This window comes from Halomonas llamarensis, from assembly GCF_023555005.1.
GTDB lineage: Bacteria > Pseudomonadota > Gammaproteobacteria > Pseudomonadales > Halomonadaceae > Vreelandella > Vreelandella llamarensis.
The window spans coordinates 45,951-61,082 of the sequence record NZ_JAMJPJ010000007.1; the positions used below are offsets into that span (position 1 = coordinate 45,951).

Genomic DNA, 15,132 nt, shown 5'->3' on the forward strand with positions numbered 1-15,132 from the left:
ACAACACAGGAACCGATACGGATGTGCCAACTGATACCGCAGAGCCATTATACGGCGACGCTGAAATCGACGGCGGGAGACCTGACGGAAGCGGTTTTCCGCCAAGCGAACGAGGCGATCATCCTTACCGACGCCGGTAACCGGGTCACTCATATCAACCCTGCTTTTAGCGAGCTAACCGGCTTTAACCTGAAAGACGTGGCGGGCAAAACGCCAGAAGCCTTTAGTATCTTCCCGCTTGACGATACCCAGACCACTCGGTTTATGCGTGAAGAGTTGAGGCTACGCGATCGCAGCAAAAGCCAAGTGAGCTACCAAAGCCACGATGGTCAGTTCTATCCGGGCATGATGTCGATCAATCGTGTGCGCGACGTATACGGTGAGGTCTGCCACCACGTGATTGTGTTGGCAGACCTTTCCGCGATCCCCACCCATGCACGCCACTTAAGCCGTGAGGTTTATTTTGACGCGCTGACGGGCTTGCCTAATCTGCACCTTTTGACTCAGTTGATTCAAGAGTCGATGCAGCATGCTGAGAAGTGTGAGAGCACACTGGCGGTATGCTCGTTGGATATCGACTTTTTCAAAAAAGTTAACGACCAACTCAGCCCGCAAGTGGGCGATGTGCTGCTGTCGACATTTTCCCAGCGTATTAGCCATCTGCTGTTTGGCGATGACGTGCTCGCGCGTGTCGGTGGGGATGAGTTTGTCTTGCTGCTGCATCACGGTGTGGATGAGACGTTTTTCGACAAGCTTTTAGCTTCCATTCGTAAGCCACTGATGATTGAGGGGCAGGGCATACATTTAACGGCAAGTCTGAGGGTAACGTTTTACCCACAGGATGCCGTTCAGGGTGACGTGTTACTGCGCCATGCCAACCAAGCGATGTACCGGGCGAAGCAGCTTGGCCGCGATACCTTCCACATGTTTGATCCTGACCACGACCGTTTGCTACAAGTACGCCACGAGCAACGCCAGCGCTTTATTGCTGCACTGGATAATAACGAGCTGTGCCTGCATTATCAGCCGCAGGTGGATATGCGTAGTGGAGAAGTCGTGGGGGTTGAGGCGCTGGTTCGCTGGCAGCACCCCGAGCAGGGCTTGCTTCCTCCGGCGCAGTTTTTGCCGGTGATTGACGCGACCTTGCTGGAAATAGACTTGGGCGAATGGGTGTTAGACGCTGCCATGCGCCAGCTAACGCGGTGGGCTAAAAACGGTATCGCCTTGCCGGTTAACGTTAATATTAGCCCGACTCATTTGCTGGTGAGTGATTTTAGTCAGCGCTTAGCCGCGCTGCTCTCTCGCTACCCCCATGTGCCGCCTTCCATGCTCAAACTTGAAGTATTGGAGAGCGCGGCGATGCACGATACCCAGGCGGCGCTTGAAACCATGGCCGAATGTCAGCGTCTTGGGGTGAATTTTGCCATCGATGATTTTGGCACCGGGTTTTCGTCGTTGACCCATCTGCGTCAGCTGCCGGTGAATTTGATTAAGATTGATCAGAGCTTTGTACGCGATATGTTAAGCGACCAAGATGACATGGCCATTGTCGAGAGCGTCATTTATATGGCGAATCGTTTTAATCGCCCGATGCTGGCGGAGGGCGTCGAGACGCTCGCCCATGCCAAAGCGCTGATAGCACTGGGCTGCGAGCTAGCGCAAGGTTATGGCATCGCGAGACCCATGCCGGCTGAGGCGCTGCCGATGTGGCTGACGCATTGGCCAACGCGTAAAGATTGGAATGCGCTAACGTATTAGCGGTGAGCAAAACAGAGGCGAACAAATCAGAAGTGGTAAGCAAAACAGAGGCCTAAAAAAACGGGACGTAGCACCTTATGTGCCACGCCCCATTTTTGTGTTAACGCTCGTTAAGCAGCGCGAGTGGTGGGGTCAGGGTTCGCGGTGGGGTCAACGGCGTCAGGTGGTTGAGCCACCGAGGCGGCCGCCAAGCTGCCTCGCGCCGCCACGGCACTCGCCGGGTCGGGTGCCATAACCGCTATAGCGTCGGCGCTTTCATTGGCAGAAGGAGCGCTGTCAGTCTGGGCGGTCGCTCCGGTAGCGTCAACGCTTTCATCGCGGTTTGATTCGGCGCCAGCGGTGCGTGCGTTATTCATTTCGCTTTGCTGCATGGCCGCTTCGAGCTTAGCTTCTAACATGTATTGGCGTGCTTGAGAGGCAACTTGGCGATCCTTCGACGAGGGCTCTGCTAGCGCCAGCGCGGCGGAAATAACCGTCTGCATTTTATCGATGGTGGCTTGCGGGTCGCCGGGCACCGGGCCGTAATCAATCGGCACTTCGCCAGCCACCGCATAGCGTTCGCCGTCAGGGCCAGATTCATACTCATAGCTGGCGCTTCCGGTGTAAGCGCCACCGGCCACTTCATGGGCGCGCTCGTGCTGGCGCACTTCCTGGTCGATACGCTTGAGCTGTTCTAGGTGGCGAATTTCCTGATCGTCCAGCGGGGTGCCGTCGGGACGCGTTGGACCAGGGCTAACCGCGGGGTCGCGCTTTTCATCCTCGCTGCCCTGCTCACCTGCCACGTTCTGGCTTCCGTCGGCGGCACGTCCTGTGGCGCGGCGGCTTCCAGAGCTCTCTTCAGCGGCAGTGGCGCTTTGAGTAGCGGCGCGATGCTCGGAATTACCCGGCGGCATACTGCGTTGGTCGGCCTGAGAGAGTGTGGCTTCTCCCGCACGTGGCGTGGCATTGGTACGCGCGTTTTCAGTTGCGGTAACCGACCAGTAAGTCGATGGAGAGCTAACAGGTGAGATTTGCATAAGCCGTACCGAGAATTGAAGCGATAGGATAAAATTAAGTATCGGTGACCCAGGCGAAGACTGCAAGATTTAAGCGCAAATGGGTAAATATATCGCTATTTAGTATGCCGCTATTAATACTAAGTCAGTAAGTATTCATACTAGGTGAGTCAACACAGGGCCAACCAGCGCAATGCATAGTATTGATATTGTTCTTCATCTCTCTTTTGATGAGTGCTTGGCCCATTACGAGGGGCGCATTGCCAATGTACGCACGCGCAGTGTCGATGGGCGCTGGGTGATTTTTCCCGCCGAGGCGATCCGCCGGGTGGTCACGCGAGATGGCGTGCATGGCACGTACCGACTTGCCTTCTCTGATGAAGGCAAGTTTATCAGTATCAGGCCGCTGCGCTAATGCGATCCGGTGGCGTGCGCTTTCGGTCAGTGGATAGGTTCAGCGTGCTTAGGGCCTGTTGACGTTTCACATTGGGAGCCATAAAAAACCGCACGCCAAAGCCACCATGCTTTCGTAGTTTCGCTTCAGTTTATCGTAGCGCGTCGCTATGGCGCGATACGATTTTAAACGGGCAAAGGCATTCTCGACGAGATGCCGATAGCGATATAAACCTCTGTCCAGACTGGCATTTCCCTTTTTCGAGTTGCGCCTACGTGGAATTACGGCCTCCATGCCTTTCGCCTCAACCTGCTCACGGATACGCTCGCTGTCATAGCCCTTGTCAGCCACTAGCGCCTCCCCCGTCGGCAAGTCGTCAATCAATGCCTGGGCTTCTGTGCTGTCGTGTACCTCACCGCCCGTTATCCTGAAGGAATTGGGAAGGCCATAAGCGTCAACGGCCAGATGAATTTTGCTGGTGTTGCCTGCACGACTTTTGCCAATGGCTTCTGACTCTTCTGTGGCAGCCCCTGTACTGTCCTGGTGCGCCTTGACGTAAGAGCCATCAATGAATAGCCACTCGACATCCGGATCCTCGACCAGCATGTTGAAAACCGCCATCAGCTTTCCAGCCGATGACCAGGCGTTGAAGCGCTTGTAGACCGTATTCCAGGACCCAAACGCCTCTGGCAGGTCCCGCCACTGGCAGCCAGTGCGCATCCGGTAAAGGATGCCTTCCACAGTGATGCGCAGGTTGGCCTTGTCATAGATACCTTGTTGAAGCAGGATAGGTTTCAGCTTCGACCAGTGTTCATCCGTGAGCATTTGTCGGGGCATCGCAAGCTCGCAGTTTGTTGGCGTGAGAACCTCTATTCTGCGAGCTTGCCCCTATCCTGCCAAATCATCTTCGATCAAACGTCAACACGCCCTAGGGTGCTATGCTTTTTTCTTTTCTTGGCGCTGCCTTAATCGGATTGCCTATCTTTGGAGCTTTTATGATTCGCGTTCACCACCTGGAAAAGTCCCGTTCCCACCGCATTCTTTGGCTGCTCGAAACGCTGGCGCTTGAGTATGAGGTCATCACCTACCCGCGTGATCGTAAGACGCAGCTTGCCCCTGACTCACTCAAGCGCGTACATCCGCTTGGCAAGTCGCCGGTGATCACGGATGGCGACATCACTGTGGCGGAATCCGGTGCTATTATCGATTACCTGCTGAGCCGTTACGGCGAGGGGCGCTGCCAGCCAGATACTGACGATACCGCTGAATGGGTCAATTACCGCTACTGGATGCACTCCGCGGAAGGGTCGCTGATGCCGCTTCTCGTCATGCGGCTGGTGTTTGCCCAGCTGCCGAAACAATCGCCGTGGTTGATTAAGCCGATTGCCAAGGGCATTAACGACACGGTGAATAAACGCTTCATCGCGCCGCAGTTAACCGATCATTTGGCCATGATAGAGAGTCACTTGGCTACGCGTCAGCAATTTTCTAGCGTTTGGCCAAGCGGCGCCGACGTGCAAATGAGCTTTCCCCTACAGGCACTGGCGATGTCGCAATCACTCAGTGACTATCCCGCGATTGCGGCCTTTGTTGCGCGCATTGATGACGATTTAGGTTGGCAGCGGGTAGTCGAGCGTGCTGGCCCGCTGACGCTACCCGGGTAATTTGATGGCGTGAACGTGGTTATCTAGCGTTAGCGTGGCCAAGTGTGACGCGCGTCGTTATCTGCGCCCGCCTGACTCTGACTTCAGAGGGCCGATCTCCTGTTTCGGGACACTCGGTAGTCGATAGGCGCTCAGCCGAAAAACACCGCGCAGCAGCGTATCGCTACCTACCGAAAGATTATTCGTGGCGACAATCAAACGCAGGCGTCGCCGCGAGATTTTGACCTGCTCGCTGGCCGTGTAGCCCGGATTGTCGGCAATATTGCGCAGTGTTGAGAGCGCCATGCCAATCGACCAGCTGCAGAATCGTCGAATGCCGACCTCGGCGGTCGGAATGCGCAGCGTGTAGTCTTGCGCTAAGCGTAGATGATGATGGGCGACGGCGACCAGAAAGCGGATGCCGTCGCGATAGCCGGGGTGGTCCTGCCAGTTATGTGTCCGCTTCAGATCAACACCGCGCGCCTCGAAGACGTCACGCGGGAGCCAGCAGATGCCACGCTGGCGATCCTCCCAGACGTCTTTCAAAATGTTGGTCATCTGCAGCCCTTGACCGAAAGCCAGCGACAGACGTTGAAACTCTTCTCGCTGAGTGCGGATATGCGGGTTGATGCTGGCGAACAGCCGGGTCAGCATTTCGCCCACACAGCCGGCCGCCACGTAACAGTAGTCGCGCAGGCAGGCGCTGTCTTCCAGGCCATATGGGTTCTTCAAACGTTCGAAATTGGCCATACCGTGACACATGGTGGTGATGCAGTCGCTCAGTGCTGCCTGCTGCTCGGACGGCAGTTCGCCGAAGGCGCGCAGCACCCCGGGTGTCTGCACGATGAGTTCGCGTTCCAGCGGGTCTTGTACCAGCCCGGTATCAAGCAATGCCTCGGAGAACCTCCGGGCGGCGCTGGTATCACTCAGCCCTTCCAGCAGGCACCGGTAGTGGGCGTCCTTGTCTTCAGGCGCCATGGCAGTGCTGTCTTCCACCGTGTCGGCAATACGGCACAAAAGATAGGCATTGGTGATGGCTGGGCGCAGGAGTGCCGGCAACTGTGGAATGGTCAGGGCAAATGTCCGGGAGACGCCAGGCAGTAACCGGTCTTGTAGGGCGAGCGAGGCAGGCTTCATAGCAGCATCATCTCCGATATCGGGAGCAGGTATATTTCCCGCTCGAGCCAGGTCATGTTAAATGCCTCCGATCTTTCGGGATTGACGCAAAAAGGGTTATGAGCGTTAAACAAGCCCACGCAATTAAAAGCGTACCGGCATGGCCACTGACCTGCAACGGCTCCGTTCACGATAAATGAGACGGTGATGACACCGCCAGCGATGCCGATTCACCACGCGGTTAAGTGTTGGTCAGGCGAGGGGTCGCGTGATAGACTACGCTATCCTCTCAGACAAGACCCGTGAACGGGCAGCCTAATTTGTTGTCGGTTGCACATTTTGGCTAGGCGAAAAAGTCTGCCAAATCAAAGCGGTGTTAATCCAACACTGGCTTTGAAAACGTTACGGAAACGTCGCACTGAGGTCACGACCCAGGCGGCGATAATCAGTTAATCCGTTGCCCAAGTAGGCAACCTTTTTTCTCCAAGGAGATACCCTGTGGCGAACAGCAAGCAAGCTCGCAAGCGCGCCCGCCAGGCCGAGAACCGTCGCGTCCTGAAATCCGGCCAACGCAGCATGGTCCGCACCTACATCAAGCGTGTAGTCAAAGCCATCAGCACCGGCGATCATGCGAAAGCGATGGAAGAGTTCAAGGCGGCGCAGCCGGTCATCGACCGCATTGCAGACAAAGACGTGCTTTCTAAAAAGAAAGCCGCGCGTCTGAAAAGCCGCTTGAACAAGCGCATTAAGGCACTGGCGGCGTAAGCCGGCAGGCGCCCTAAAAAACCGGCTGCGGCCGGTTTTTTTGTGCCTATCGCTGGCTTGTTCCAGTTGATGAGTGGTGTTAAATCCGTTCACTCTGAGCCTGTCGAAGGATGGTCTTCGACAGGCTCAGGGCGAGCGACGATCATGGGCATCGGGAAACGTGCATGAGCGAGCAAACACCAGCAGATCCAAAAATCACCCCCGCGCGCCGTGGCCTCATGGGCTCAGGGTTGATTGTGAGCGCTATGACCATGATCTCGCGGGTGATGGGCTTGGCGCGCGACGTAGTGATCGCCGCGTTGTTGGGGGCGGGTAACGGCGCGGATGCCTTTTTTGTCGCCTTTAAAATCCCCAATTTTCTGCGCCGTCTGTTCGCTGAAGGTGCGTTTAACCAGGCGTTTGTGCCGGTGCTCTCGGAGTACTCGACGCAACGCACCCGGCAAGAGATTCGCGAGCTCTTAAACGCCACGGCGGGTAGTTTGACCGCAGTGCTGGCGCTGATCACGGCGTTGGCCATGCTCGGTGCGCCGTGGTTGGTGTGGGTGTTCGCCCCGGGGTTTGGCCGCGACCCGGAAAAGCTCGCCCTCACCGCTGATATGCTGCAACTGACGTTTCCGTACCTGCTGCTCATTTCGCTGACCGCGTTTTCTGGCAGCGTGCTCAACACTTGGGACCGTTTCGCCGTGCCCGCGTTTACGCCGGTGCTGTTGAACCTGTCGCTGATTGGCGCAGCGCTTTTGCTCACGCCGCTGTTTGATGAGCCCGCCATGGCGCTGGCGTGGGGTGTGTTGATTGCTGGCGTCGTGCAGCTGGCGTTCCAAGTGCCGTTTTTGCTGCGCTTAGGGCTTTTGCCGACGCCGTGGCCACACGTTGCCCACGAAGGCGTAAAACGGATTCTCAAGCTCATGGCACCGGCGCTGTTTGGCGTGTCGGTGTCGCAGATTAATCTGCTGCTCGATACCGTGCTGGCGTCGCTACTTGCGGCGGGCAGTGTGTCTTGGCTCTACTATTCTGATCGCCTGGTGGAGCTGCCGCTGGGGGTGTTCGGTGTGGCCATCGGCACCGTGATTTTGCCCGCGCTCTCCAAGCGTCACGCCGAGCAGTCAAATGCGCACTTTGCCGCCATGCTCGACTGGGCCATCCGAGTGGTGCTGCTATTGGGGCTGCCCGCCGCGCTCGCGCTCGCGGTATTGGCTGAGCCGCTTCTTATCACGCTGTTTCACTACGGCGCGATGACCGATCACGATATTCAAATGGCTGCCATGAGCTTGCGCGCTTATGCCCTTGGGCTTTTGGCCTTTATGCTGATCAAAGTGCTGGCCCCGGGATTTTTTGCTCGCCAAGATACCGCCACCCCGGTGAAGGTGGGCATTGTCGCCATGGTTGCCAATATGGGCTTCAATCTGCTGCTGATTTGGCCGCTGGCCCACGCGGGGTTAGCCTTGGCTACGGCGCTCTCGGCGTTTATGAACGCAGGGCTGTTGGGCTATTTGCTGCGTAAGCAGGGCGTGCTGGTATTCCAACCTGGCTGGGGACGCTTTGCCTGGCAGCTGATTGGCGGCAGTGTGGTGATGAGTGTGGGGCTCTACGTGCTCGCGCCCAACTGGCAGACGTGGCTTGGGTTTGGCCTGTGGCAGCGCGTTAGCTGGGTGGCCGCGCTAGTGGTGCTGGGCGCGGGGGTGTACTTTGCTTGGCTCGCCGCCTTTGGCCTGCGGTTGCGCCATCTTAAAATGCACAGCTAAAACGGGGCAGGCATACATTGCTGCCGGTGGGTTGGGTATAATAGCCAATTTATATTCTGCTCATTCTGCGAACGCTTTTTTAACGGCTGAGGTGCCATGCGCGTCATTCGAGGACTGCACAACTTAACGCCAGCGGATCGCGGCTGCGTGGCCACTATCGGTAATTTCGATGGAGTTCACCGTGGCCATCAAGCGATTCTGCAGCAGTGCCGCGAGCACGCCGCGCGCCTGCACGCGCCGTTGACAGTGGTGGTATTCGAGCCGCAGCCGCGTGAATTCTTCGCCGGTGAACAAGCGCCGCCGCGCTTAACGCGCCTGCGCGAAAAAGTGCGCCTATTGATGGACCACGGCGCGGAGCGGGTGTTGTGTCTGCCGTTTAACGATGCCTTGCGGAGCCTTACCGGGCGCGAATTTATCGATCAAGTCTTGATTGAAGGCTTGGGCGTGAAGCATCTGGTGGTGGGCGACGATTTTCGCTTTGGCTGTGATCGCCGCGGTGGCTTCACCCTGCTGGAAGCTGTTGGCCGCGAGCAGGGCTTTGGCGTTGAGCACACCCGCACCTTCACTATCGACGGAGAGCGCGTTTCCAGTAGTCGTGTGCGCACCTTGCTCGCCAGTGGCAATTTTCATGCCGCAGCAACGCTATTGGGGCGTGTCTACTCGCTCAGCGGGCGAGTGGTGCGAGACCAGCAGCTCGGGCGCACCATCGGCGTGCCCACCGCTAACCTGCCGCTGTTGCCTCAGCCGCTAACGCTGCGCGGCGTATTTGCCGTAGTCGCGGAGCTGGAAGACGGTACGCGACACCCAGGCGTTGCTAACGTGGGCTTTCGCCCTACGGTCGGCTCAGAACGCCCTACCCTCGAAGTTCACTTGTTTGACTTTGAAGGTGACCTTTACGGTAAGCGCTGCACCGTTTACCCCTGCGCGCGGCTGCGCGGGGAGATCAAGTTTGATGACTTTGACGCGCTGAAGGCGCAGATTGAGCGCGACCAAGCCAGTGCGCGCCGCTACTTCGCTGACTATCATGGCGTTGACGACCCGCTGCCGCTGGCCTCAGCGCCGCGCCCGCTTTCCGATAACGCACACGCGAAACCTTTTTCTGACTCCACCTCGGCGAGCAACGCCGCCGACGCTAACGATGGCTGACCGGACTATGGATTATAAGCACACGCTAAATTTGCCTGAAACCGACTTTCCCATGCGCGGTATGTTGCCCAAGCGAGAGCCCGGCCGAGTATCGCAATGGCAAGACATGAACCTGTACGAGCGCTTACGCGAAACGCGTGCAGGAAAGCCGTTGTTTGTGCTCCATGACGGCCCTCCCTATGCCAACGGCAGCATTCATATCGGTCACGCCGTCAATAAAATTTTGAAAGACATCATCGTTAAATCGAAAAACTTGGCGGGATACGATGCCCCCTACGTGCCGGGCTGGGACTGCCATGGCCTGCCTATCGAACATAAGGTGGAAACCACCCACGGCAAGCACCTGGAATCTGGAAAAGCCCGCGGCCTGTGCCGTGAGTATGCCGCCGCGCAGATCGAAACTCAGCTTACCGATTTTGTGCGCCTGGGCGTCGTCGGCGACTGGGACAACCCCTACCGCTCGATGGATTACGCCAACGAGGCGGGCGAGATGCGTGCGCTGGCCGATATGGTCGATGCGGGCTATGTGTTTAAAGGCTTGAAGCCGGTGAACTGGTGTTTCGACTGTGGCTCGGCGCTGGCCGAAGCGGAAGTTGAGTACGCTGACAAGAAGTCGGATGCCATCGACGTCGCTTTCCCCGTGGCAGACGCCGACAAGCTGGCGGCCGCGTTCGGTTTAGACGCGCTGCCCAAGCCCGCCGCCGTGGTGATCTGGACCACCACACCATGGACCATTCCCGCCAACCAGGCACTGAACGTCCACCCCGAGTTCACCTACGCGCTGGTCGATATTGGCGAGCGTCTGTTGCTGCTGGTGGAAGACCTGGTTGAAAGCTGCCTGGAGCGCTATGCACTGACCGGCGAGGTAATAGCCACCGCCAAAGGCGCGGCGCTGGATCTGATCAATTTCCATCATCCGTTCTATGATCGCCTCTCGCCGGTGTACCTGGCCGATTACGTCGAGGCCGAAGTCGGCAGCACCGGCATCGTTCACTCCGCGCCCTCCTACGGAATGGATGACTTCATTACCTGCCGCGAGCACGGTATGGAGTTCGACGACATGCTCAACCCGGTCCAGGGCAACGGCGTTTATGCCGACGACCTGCCGTTCTTCGGCGGCCAGATGATCTGGAAGGCGAACCCGCATATCCTCGACAAGCTACGCGACGTGAACGCGCTGATGGCCCATACGCCGATCACCCACAGCTATATGCACTGCTGGCGGCATAAAACGCCGGTGATCTACCGCGCCACGGCCCAGTGGTTTGTGGGCATGGATATCAAGGGTAAGGACGACAAGACCCTGCGTGAGCGTGCCCTGGAAGGCATCGAGGCGACCGAGTTCACGCCCGCTTGGGGCAAGGCACGCCTGCACAGCATGATCGCCAATCGCCCGGATTGGTGTATCTCGCGCCAGCGCAACTGGGGCGTGCCGATTCCGTTCTTCCTGCATAAACAAACCGGTGAGCTGCACCCGAACACGGTCGCGCTGATGGAGCAAGCGGCCAAGCGCGTTGAGCAAGAGGGCATTGAAGCCTGGTTCCGCCTCGACCCCGCCGAGCTTTTAGGCGCGGAAGCGGCCGAGTACGACAAAGTCACCGACACGCTGGACGTGTGGTTTGATTCCGGCACCACGCACCGCCACGTGCTTCGCGGTTCGCACCCGCATGGCCACGAGACAGGCCCGCGGGCGGATTTATATCTGGAAGGCTCCGACCAGCACCGCGGCTGGTTCCATTCATCGCTTCTCACCGGCTGCGCCATCGACGGCCACCCGCCGTATCGTCAGCTGCTCACCCACGGTTTTACTGTCGATGCCCAGGGTCGCAAGATGTCTAAATCCATGGGCAACGTCGTTGCGCCGCAAGAGGTGATGGACAAGCTCGGCGCCGATATTCTGCGCCTATGGGTCGCCTCCACCGACTACTCTGGCGAGATGGCGGTGTCGGACGAAATCTTAAAGCGCACGGCCGATGTGTACCGCCGTATTCGCAACACCGCACGCTTTTTGCTTTCCAACCTGAACGGCTTCGACCCGGTTACCGATCAGGTGGCGTTTGGCGATATGCTGGCGCTGGACCAGTGGGTGGTGGATCGCGCCGCGCAGCTGCAAGGCCGCATCAACACCGCGTATGAAGAGTACCGCTTCCTAGACGTTTACCAGCAGGTGCACGGCTTCTGCGCCCGTGAACTTGGCGGCTTCTACCTGGATGTGATCAAAGATCGCCAGTACACCACGCAAACCGATTCGCTCGCACGGCGCAGCGCGCAAACCGCGCTCTACCACGTGGTCGAAGCGCTTAGCCGCTGGGTCGCGCCGATTCTCTCCTTCACCGCAGAAGAGATTTTTGAGCACATCCCAGGCAAGCGCGGCGATAGCGTGCTGCTGGAAGAGTATTACTCAGGCCTTGGCACGCTCGACGACGGCGCCGAGATGGGGCGCGCCTTCTGGGAGCAGGTGCTGGAAGTGAAAAATGCGGTCAACAAACGCCTGGAAGACGCGCGTAACGCCAAAGTCATCAAAGGTAGCCTAGCGGCGGAAGTCACGCTTTACGTTGACGATACGCTCCACATGACGCTTGCCAAGCTTGGTGATGAGCTGCGCTTTGTGATGCTCACCAGCGACGTCACGCTCAAACCGCTGGCTGAAGCGCAAAACGCCGATGTCACCGAGCTTGAAGGCCTGAAGGTGGCCGTCGCGGCGAGCGAAAACACCAAGTGCGAGCGCTGCTGGCACCACCGCGAAGACGTCGGCAGCCACGCGGAACATCCGGACCTGTGCGGCCGTTGTATCACCAACCTGTCGGATGGCCCCGGTGAGACACGGCGTTATGCGTGAAAAAGCGTCGGGTAAAAAAAAGCCATCAGCGGCCGACCAAGCCAGTACCGTCACAAGGCCGCCCATGCAGCGGCCGCTGCGCTGGCTATGGTTGGCGCTGGCGGTCATCGTGCTGGATTTGGCGACCAAATACGCCGCCAGCGCGTGGCTTAGCTACGCGCAACCGGTGGAGGTACTGCCGTTTTTCAACCTCACGCTTTTGCACAATACCGGCGCGGCGTTTAGCTTTCTCGCCAGCCACCCCGGCTGGCAGCGGTGGTTTTTCGCTTTAGTGGCCATCGGGGCGAGTATCGGTTTGACTGTGTGGCTCTCGCGCCTAAAAGCGGATGAAAAGCTGCTGGCGGTCGCGCTGGCGTTGATGATCGGCGGGGCGCTGGGCAACCTGTATGATCGCTTGGTACACGGCTACGTAGTGGATTTTCTCTCTTTCCATGTCGCCGGTTGGTACTACCCCGCGTTCAACGTCGCCGATATCGGCATTACCCTAGGCGCTGCTGGCCTGATCTGGGAGTCGATCTTCGGCGAACGCCGACGCAACAAGTAATCGCCAGCAGACTAATTTTTAAACGACGGGTACAAGCAATGAGCGAATACCAGATTAATGAAGGCATGGAAATCACCCTGCACTTCACGCTGAAATTAGAAGACGGCACCGTGGTGGATTCCACCAAAGAAAAAGCGCCGGCGACGTTTCAGTTTGGCGATGGTAACTTGCCGCCGGGATTTGAAAACCCGATCAAGGGCATGACCGCCGGCCAGAGCGACAGTTTCGCTATCACACCGGAGCACGCCTTTGGCCAGCATAACCCGCAGAATATCCAAACGTTGAAGCGCGACGACTTCGGCGAAGAAACGCCGGAACTGGGCATGGTGCTCTCGTTTGCCGATAAAGCGGGAACGGAATTGCCCGGTGTGGTCAAAAGTATCGACGGTGATCGTATTGAGGTAGACTTTAACCACCCGTTGGCAGGGCGTACCCTGACCTTTGAGGTCGACGTTCTCGACGTTAAACCGGCGCTGACCCATTAAAAGCGCCACTTATGGCAGCGGTACTCTCCATTTTTTAGCGATGCAGTGGCATCAAGGCGTGAGCATGGCTTCTGAAAAAGTTTCTGAAATAGCTTCTGAAATAGCTTCTAAGACGCTCCCGGAAACGGCGAATACATCATCCGTGCAGATCAAACTGGCCAATCCGCGCGGCTTTTGCGCCGGGGTCGACCGGGCGATCGATATCGTCAATCGCGCGCTGGATGTGTTTGGCCCGCCGATTTACGTGCGCCATGAGGTCGTCCACAACCGTTTTGTGGTGGAAACGCTGCGTGAGCGCGGTGCAGTGTTTGTCGAGGAACTGCACGAAGTGCCTGACGACGTGATTGTGATTTTCTCCGCCCACGGGGTTTCCCGTGCGGTGCAGCAAGAAGCCGAAAAGCGCGGCTTAAAAGTATTTGACGCCACCTGCCCGCTGGTCACTAAAGTTCACCTGGAAGTGCTGCGCTATGCCAAGCGCGGTCAAGAGTGCATTCTGATCGGCCACGAAGGGCACCCCGAGGTGGAAGGCACCATGGGGCGCTACGACACTTCCCACGGCGGGCGAATCTATCTGGTCGAAGATGAACACGACGCAGCCAATCTGGAGGTCGAAGATCCTACCCAGCTGGCGTTCGTGACCCAGACCACGCTCTCGATGGACGACGCCGCCAAAGTCATCGACGCGCTGCGGAATAAATTCCCCGAGATCAGCGGGCCGCGCACGGATGATATCTGCTACGCCACCCAGAACCGCCAAGATGCAGTGCGCGAGCTAGCCGCCGAGAGCGACTTGGTGTTGGTGGTTGGCAGCCCCAACAGTTCCAACTCCAATCGCCTGCGCGAGCTTTCCGAGAGCGTGGGCACACCAGCGTATTTGATCGACAACGCCGAGCAGATCGATGCAAGCTGGCTAGATAACGTGCAGCGCATTGGCGTCACTGCGGGGGCCAGTGCGCCCGAAGTGTTAGTGAAAGGCGTGGTTGAGCGGCTGAAGTCACTCGGCGCCGCCGCACCCGAAGAACTCGCCGGCCGCGAAGAAACCATCACTTTTTCCATGCCCCGTGAGCTGCGTCAACAGGTGATTGCCAGCAGCTGATGCAAAGTGTATCGGCTTGCGACATACTGAAAACGTATGAGACGCCGATAACAGGAGCACCGCTGTGCCCTCACTTTTTCGTTTACCCGGCGGCCTATCGCGCCGCCAGTGTGGTTTCACCTTGATTGAGCTGATGATCGTTGTCGTGATCATCGGCATCATCGCCTCCATTGCCTACCCCAGCTACACGCGTTATGTGGAGCGCAGTCAGCGCAGCGATGCCCAAACCGTGCTGATGGAAGCTGCCAGTATTTTAGAGCGCTGTTATACCAATAATTACAGCTATGAAAGCTGCACCGAGGCAAATAGCTATCTTGGCAATCAATCAAACGATTTATATTCATTTGCTGGTGAAGGTGTTGGCATTGACGCTGAGGGAGGGAATTACACGGTCAGTGCAACAGGCCCAGCAGGCCGTGTAAAAGAGGGCTGTGAGACGATTGTGTTGCACAGCGATGGTCAACGAACCCCCAGTGAATGTTGGTAAGCCCTGTAGGAGCGCAATTGATTGCGCGAACGCGGGGAAATTCGCCCGATAAATCGGGCTCCTACAAGGCTGGCGCAGTGTTTAACCGCTCGCCCTGAGCTTGTCGAAGGGTGAGTGGAAAG

14 protein-coding genes are annotated in these 15,132 nt (G+C 57.8%); 11 read left to right on the forward strand and 3 right to left on the reverse strand.

The features are described 5' to 3' along the window. The first annotated feature begins 21 nt into the window (after nucleotides 1–21). Nucleotides 22–1,758, forward strand: a complete 1,737-nt coding sequence (locus M8006_RS06560; RefSeq protein WP_250080665.1) for a putative bifunctional diguanylate cyclase/phosphodiesterase — start codon at nucleotides 22–24, stop codon at nucleotides 1,756–1,758. Nucleotides 1,759–1,868: 110 nt separating this feature from the next. Here the strand turns inward: M8006_RS06560 and M8006_RS06565 are convergent, their stop codons facing one another. Continuing rightward, nucleotides 1,869–2,774, reverse strand: coding sequence for a putative metalloprotease CJM1_0395 family protein (locus tag M8006_RS06565; RefSeq protein WP_250080666.1), 906 nt, complete (start codon nucleotides 2,772–2,774; stop codon nucleotides 1,869–1,871). 172 nt (nucleotides 2,775–2,946) lie between these two features. On the opposite strand from M8006_RS06565, the gene M8006_RS06570 reads away from it, so the two are divergent. After that, nucleotides 2,947–3,168, forward strand: coding sequence for a DUF2835 family protein (locus M8006_RS06570; protein ID WP_250080667.1), 222 nt, complete (start codon nucleotides 2,947–2,949; stop codon nucleotides 3,166–3,168). A gap of 66 nt (nucleotides 3,169–3,234) precedes the next feature. Here the strand turns inward: M8006_RS06570 and M8006_RS06575 are convergent, their stop codons facing one another. After that, nucleotides 3,235–3,984: an IS5 family transposase gene (locus tag M8006_RS06575; RefSeq protein WP_250080573.1), complete on the reverse strand. Its 750-nt coding sequence runs from the start codon at nucleotides 3,982–3,984 to the stop codon at nucleotides 3,235–3,237. A 158-nt stretch (nucleotides 3,985–4,142) separates the two neighbouring features. Here M8006_RS06575 and M8006_RS06580 point away from each other — a divergent pair, with 158 nt between their 5' ends. Continuing rightward, a complete protein-coding gene (locus M8006_RS06580; protein ID WP_250080668.1) occupies nucleotides 4,143–4,811 on the forward strand; it encodes a glutathione S-transferase in 669 nt (222 codons plus the stop codon). A 57-nt stretch (nucleotides 4,812–4,868) separates the two neighbouring features. Here M8006_RS06580 and M8006_RS06585 read toward each other — a convergent pair whose 3' ends face one another. Beyond that, nucleotides 4,869–5,927, reverse strand: coding sequence for a phytoene/squalene synthase family protein (locus M8006_RS06585; protein ID WP_250080669.1), 1,059 nt, complete (start codon nucleotides 5,925–5,927; stop codon nucleotides 4,869–4,871). 477 nt (nucleotides 5,928–6,404) lie between these two features. On the opposite strand from M8006_RS06585, the gene rpsT reads away from it, so the two are divergent. The 8 genes from rpsT (at nucleotide 6,405) to M8006_RS06630 (ending at nucleotide 15,010) form a co-directional block, all read left to right on the forward strand. Then, nucleotides 6,405–6,671, forward strand: a complete 267-nt coding sequence (gene rpsT, locus M8006_RS06590; RefSeq protein WP_179929815.1) for a 30S ribosomal protein S20 — start codon at nucleotides 6,405–6,407, stop codon at nucleotides 6,669–6,671. Nucleotides 6,672–6,835: 164 nt separating this feature from the next. After that, entirely contained in the window at nucleotides 6,836–8,413 is a 1,578-nt protein-coding gene (gene murJ / locus M8006_RS06595; RefSeq protein ID WP_250080670.1) for a murein biosynthesis integral membrane protein MurJ, read from the forward strand. Nucleotides 8,414–8,509: 96 nt separating this feature from the next. Then, nucleotides 8,510–9,559: a bifunctional riboflavin kinase/FAD synthetase gene (ribF, locus tag M8006_RS06600; RefSeq protein ID WP_250080671.1), complete on the forward strand. Its 1,050-nt coding sequence runs from the start codon at nucleotides 8,510–8,512 to the stop codon at nucleotides 9,557–9,559. Nucleotides 9,560–9,566: 7 nt separating this feature from the next. Further along, complete coding sequence (ileS, locus tag M8006_RS06605; protein ID WP_250080672.1) at nucleotides 9,567–12,398, forward strand: isoleucine--tRNA ligase; 2,832 nt, start codon at nucleotides 9,567–9,569, stop codon at nucleotides 12,396–12,398. 64 nt (nucleotides 12,399–12,462) lie between these two features. Beyond that, the gene (lspA, locus tag M8006_RS06610) at nucleotides 12,463–12,942 is read left to right on the forward strand and encodes a signal peptidase II (protein WP_250080740.1); all 480 of its coding nucleotides are present in this window, start codon (nucleotides 12,463–12,465) and stop codon (nucleotides 12,940–12,942) included. A gap of 38 nt (nucleotides 12,943–12,980) precedes the next feature. Next, the gene (fkpB, locus tag M8006_RS06615) at nucleotides 12,981–13,427 is read left to right on the forward strand and encodes an FKBP-type peptidyl-prolyl cis-trans isomerase (protein ID WP_250080673.1); all 447 of its coding nucleotides are present in this window, start codon (nucleotides 12,981–12,983) and stop codon (nucleotides 13,425–13,427) included. Between the two features lie 142 nt (nucleotides 13,428–13,569). After that, the gene (gene ispH, locus M8006_RS06620) at nucleotides 13,570–14,523 is read left to right on the forward strand and encodes a 4-hydroxy-3-methylbut-2-enyl diphosphate reductase (RefSeq protein WP_250080741.1); all 954 of its coding nucleotides are present in this window, start codon (nucleotides 13,570–13,572) and stop codon (nucleotides 14,521–14,523) included. 64 nt (nucleotides 14,524–14,587) lie between these two features. After that, complete coding sequence (locus M8006_RS06630) at nucleotides 14,588–15,010, forward strand: type IV pilin protein (protein WP_347709746.1); 423 nt, start codon at nucleotides 14,588–14,590, stop codon at nucleotides 15,008–15,010. The last annotated feature ends 122 nt before the right edge of the window (nucleotides 15,011–15,132 follow it).

What these genes read in the sequence shown, in the direction of transcription:
- M8006_RS06580 (WP_250080668.1), top strand. Translation starts at nt 4,143, where the DNA reads ATGATTCGCGTTCACCACCTGGAAAAGTCCCGTTCCCACCGCATTCTT.
- fkpB (WP_250080673.1), top strand. Translation starts at nt 12,981, where the DNA reads ATGAGCGAATACCAGATTAATGAAGGCATGGAAATCACCCTGCACTTC.
- M8006_RS06570 (WP_250080667.1), top strand. Translation starts at nt 2,947, where the DNA reads ATGCATAGTATTGATATTGTTCTTCATCTCTCTTTTGATGAGTGCTTG.
- murJ (WP_250080670.1), top strand. Translation starts at nt 6,836, where the DNA reads ATGAGCGAGCAAACACCAGCAGATCCAAAAATCACCCCCGCGCGCCGT.
- ileS (WP_250080672.1), top strand. Translation starts at nt 9,567, where the DNA reads ATGGATTATAAGCACACGCTAAATTTGCCTGAAACCGACTTTCCCATG.
- ribF (WP_250080671.1), top strand. Translation starts at nt 8,510, where the DNA reads ATGCGCGTCATTCGAGGACTGCACAACTTAACGCCAGCGGATCGCGGC.
- M8006_RS06575 (WP_250080573.1), bottom strand. Translation starts at nt 3,984, where the DNA reads ATGCCCCGACAAATGCTCACGGATGAACACTGGTCGAAGCTGAAACCT.
- lspA (WP_250080740.1), top strand. Translation starts at nt 12,463, where the DNA reads ATGCAGCGGCCGCTGCGCTGGCTATGGTTGGCGCTGGCGGTCATCGTG.
- M8006_RS06560 (WP_250080665.1), top strand. Translation starts at nt 22, where the DNA reads ATGTGCCAACTGATACCGCAGAGCCATTATACGGCGACGCTGAAATCG.
- M8006_RS06565 (WP_250080666.1), bottom strand. Translation starts at nt 2,774, where the DNA reads ATGCAAATCTCACCTGTTAGCTCTCCATCGACTTACTGGTCGGTTACC.
- M8006_RS06585 (WP_250080669.1), bottom strand. Translation starts at nt 5,927, where the DNA reads ATGAAGCCTGCCTCGCTCGCCCTACAAGACCGGTTACTGCCTGGCGTC.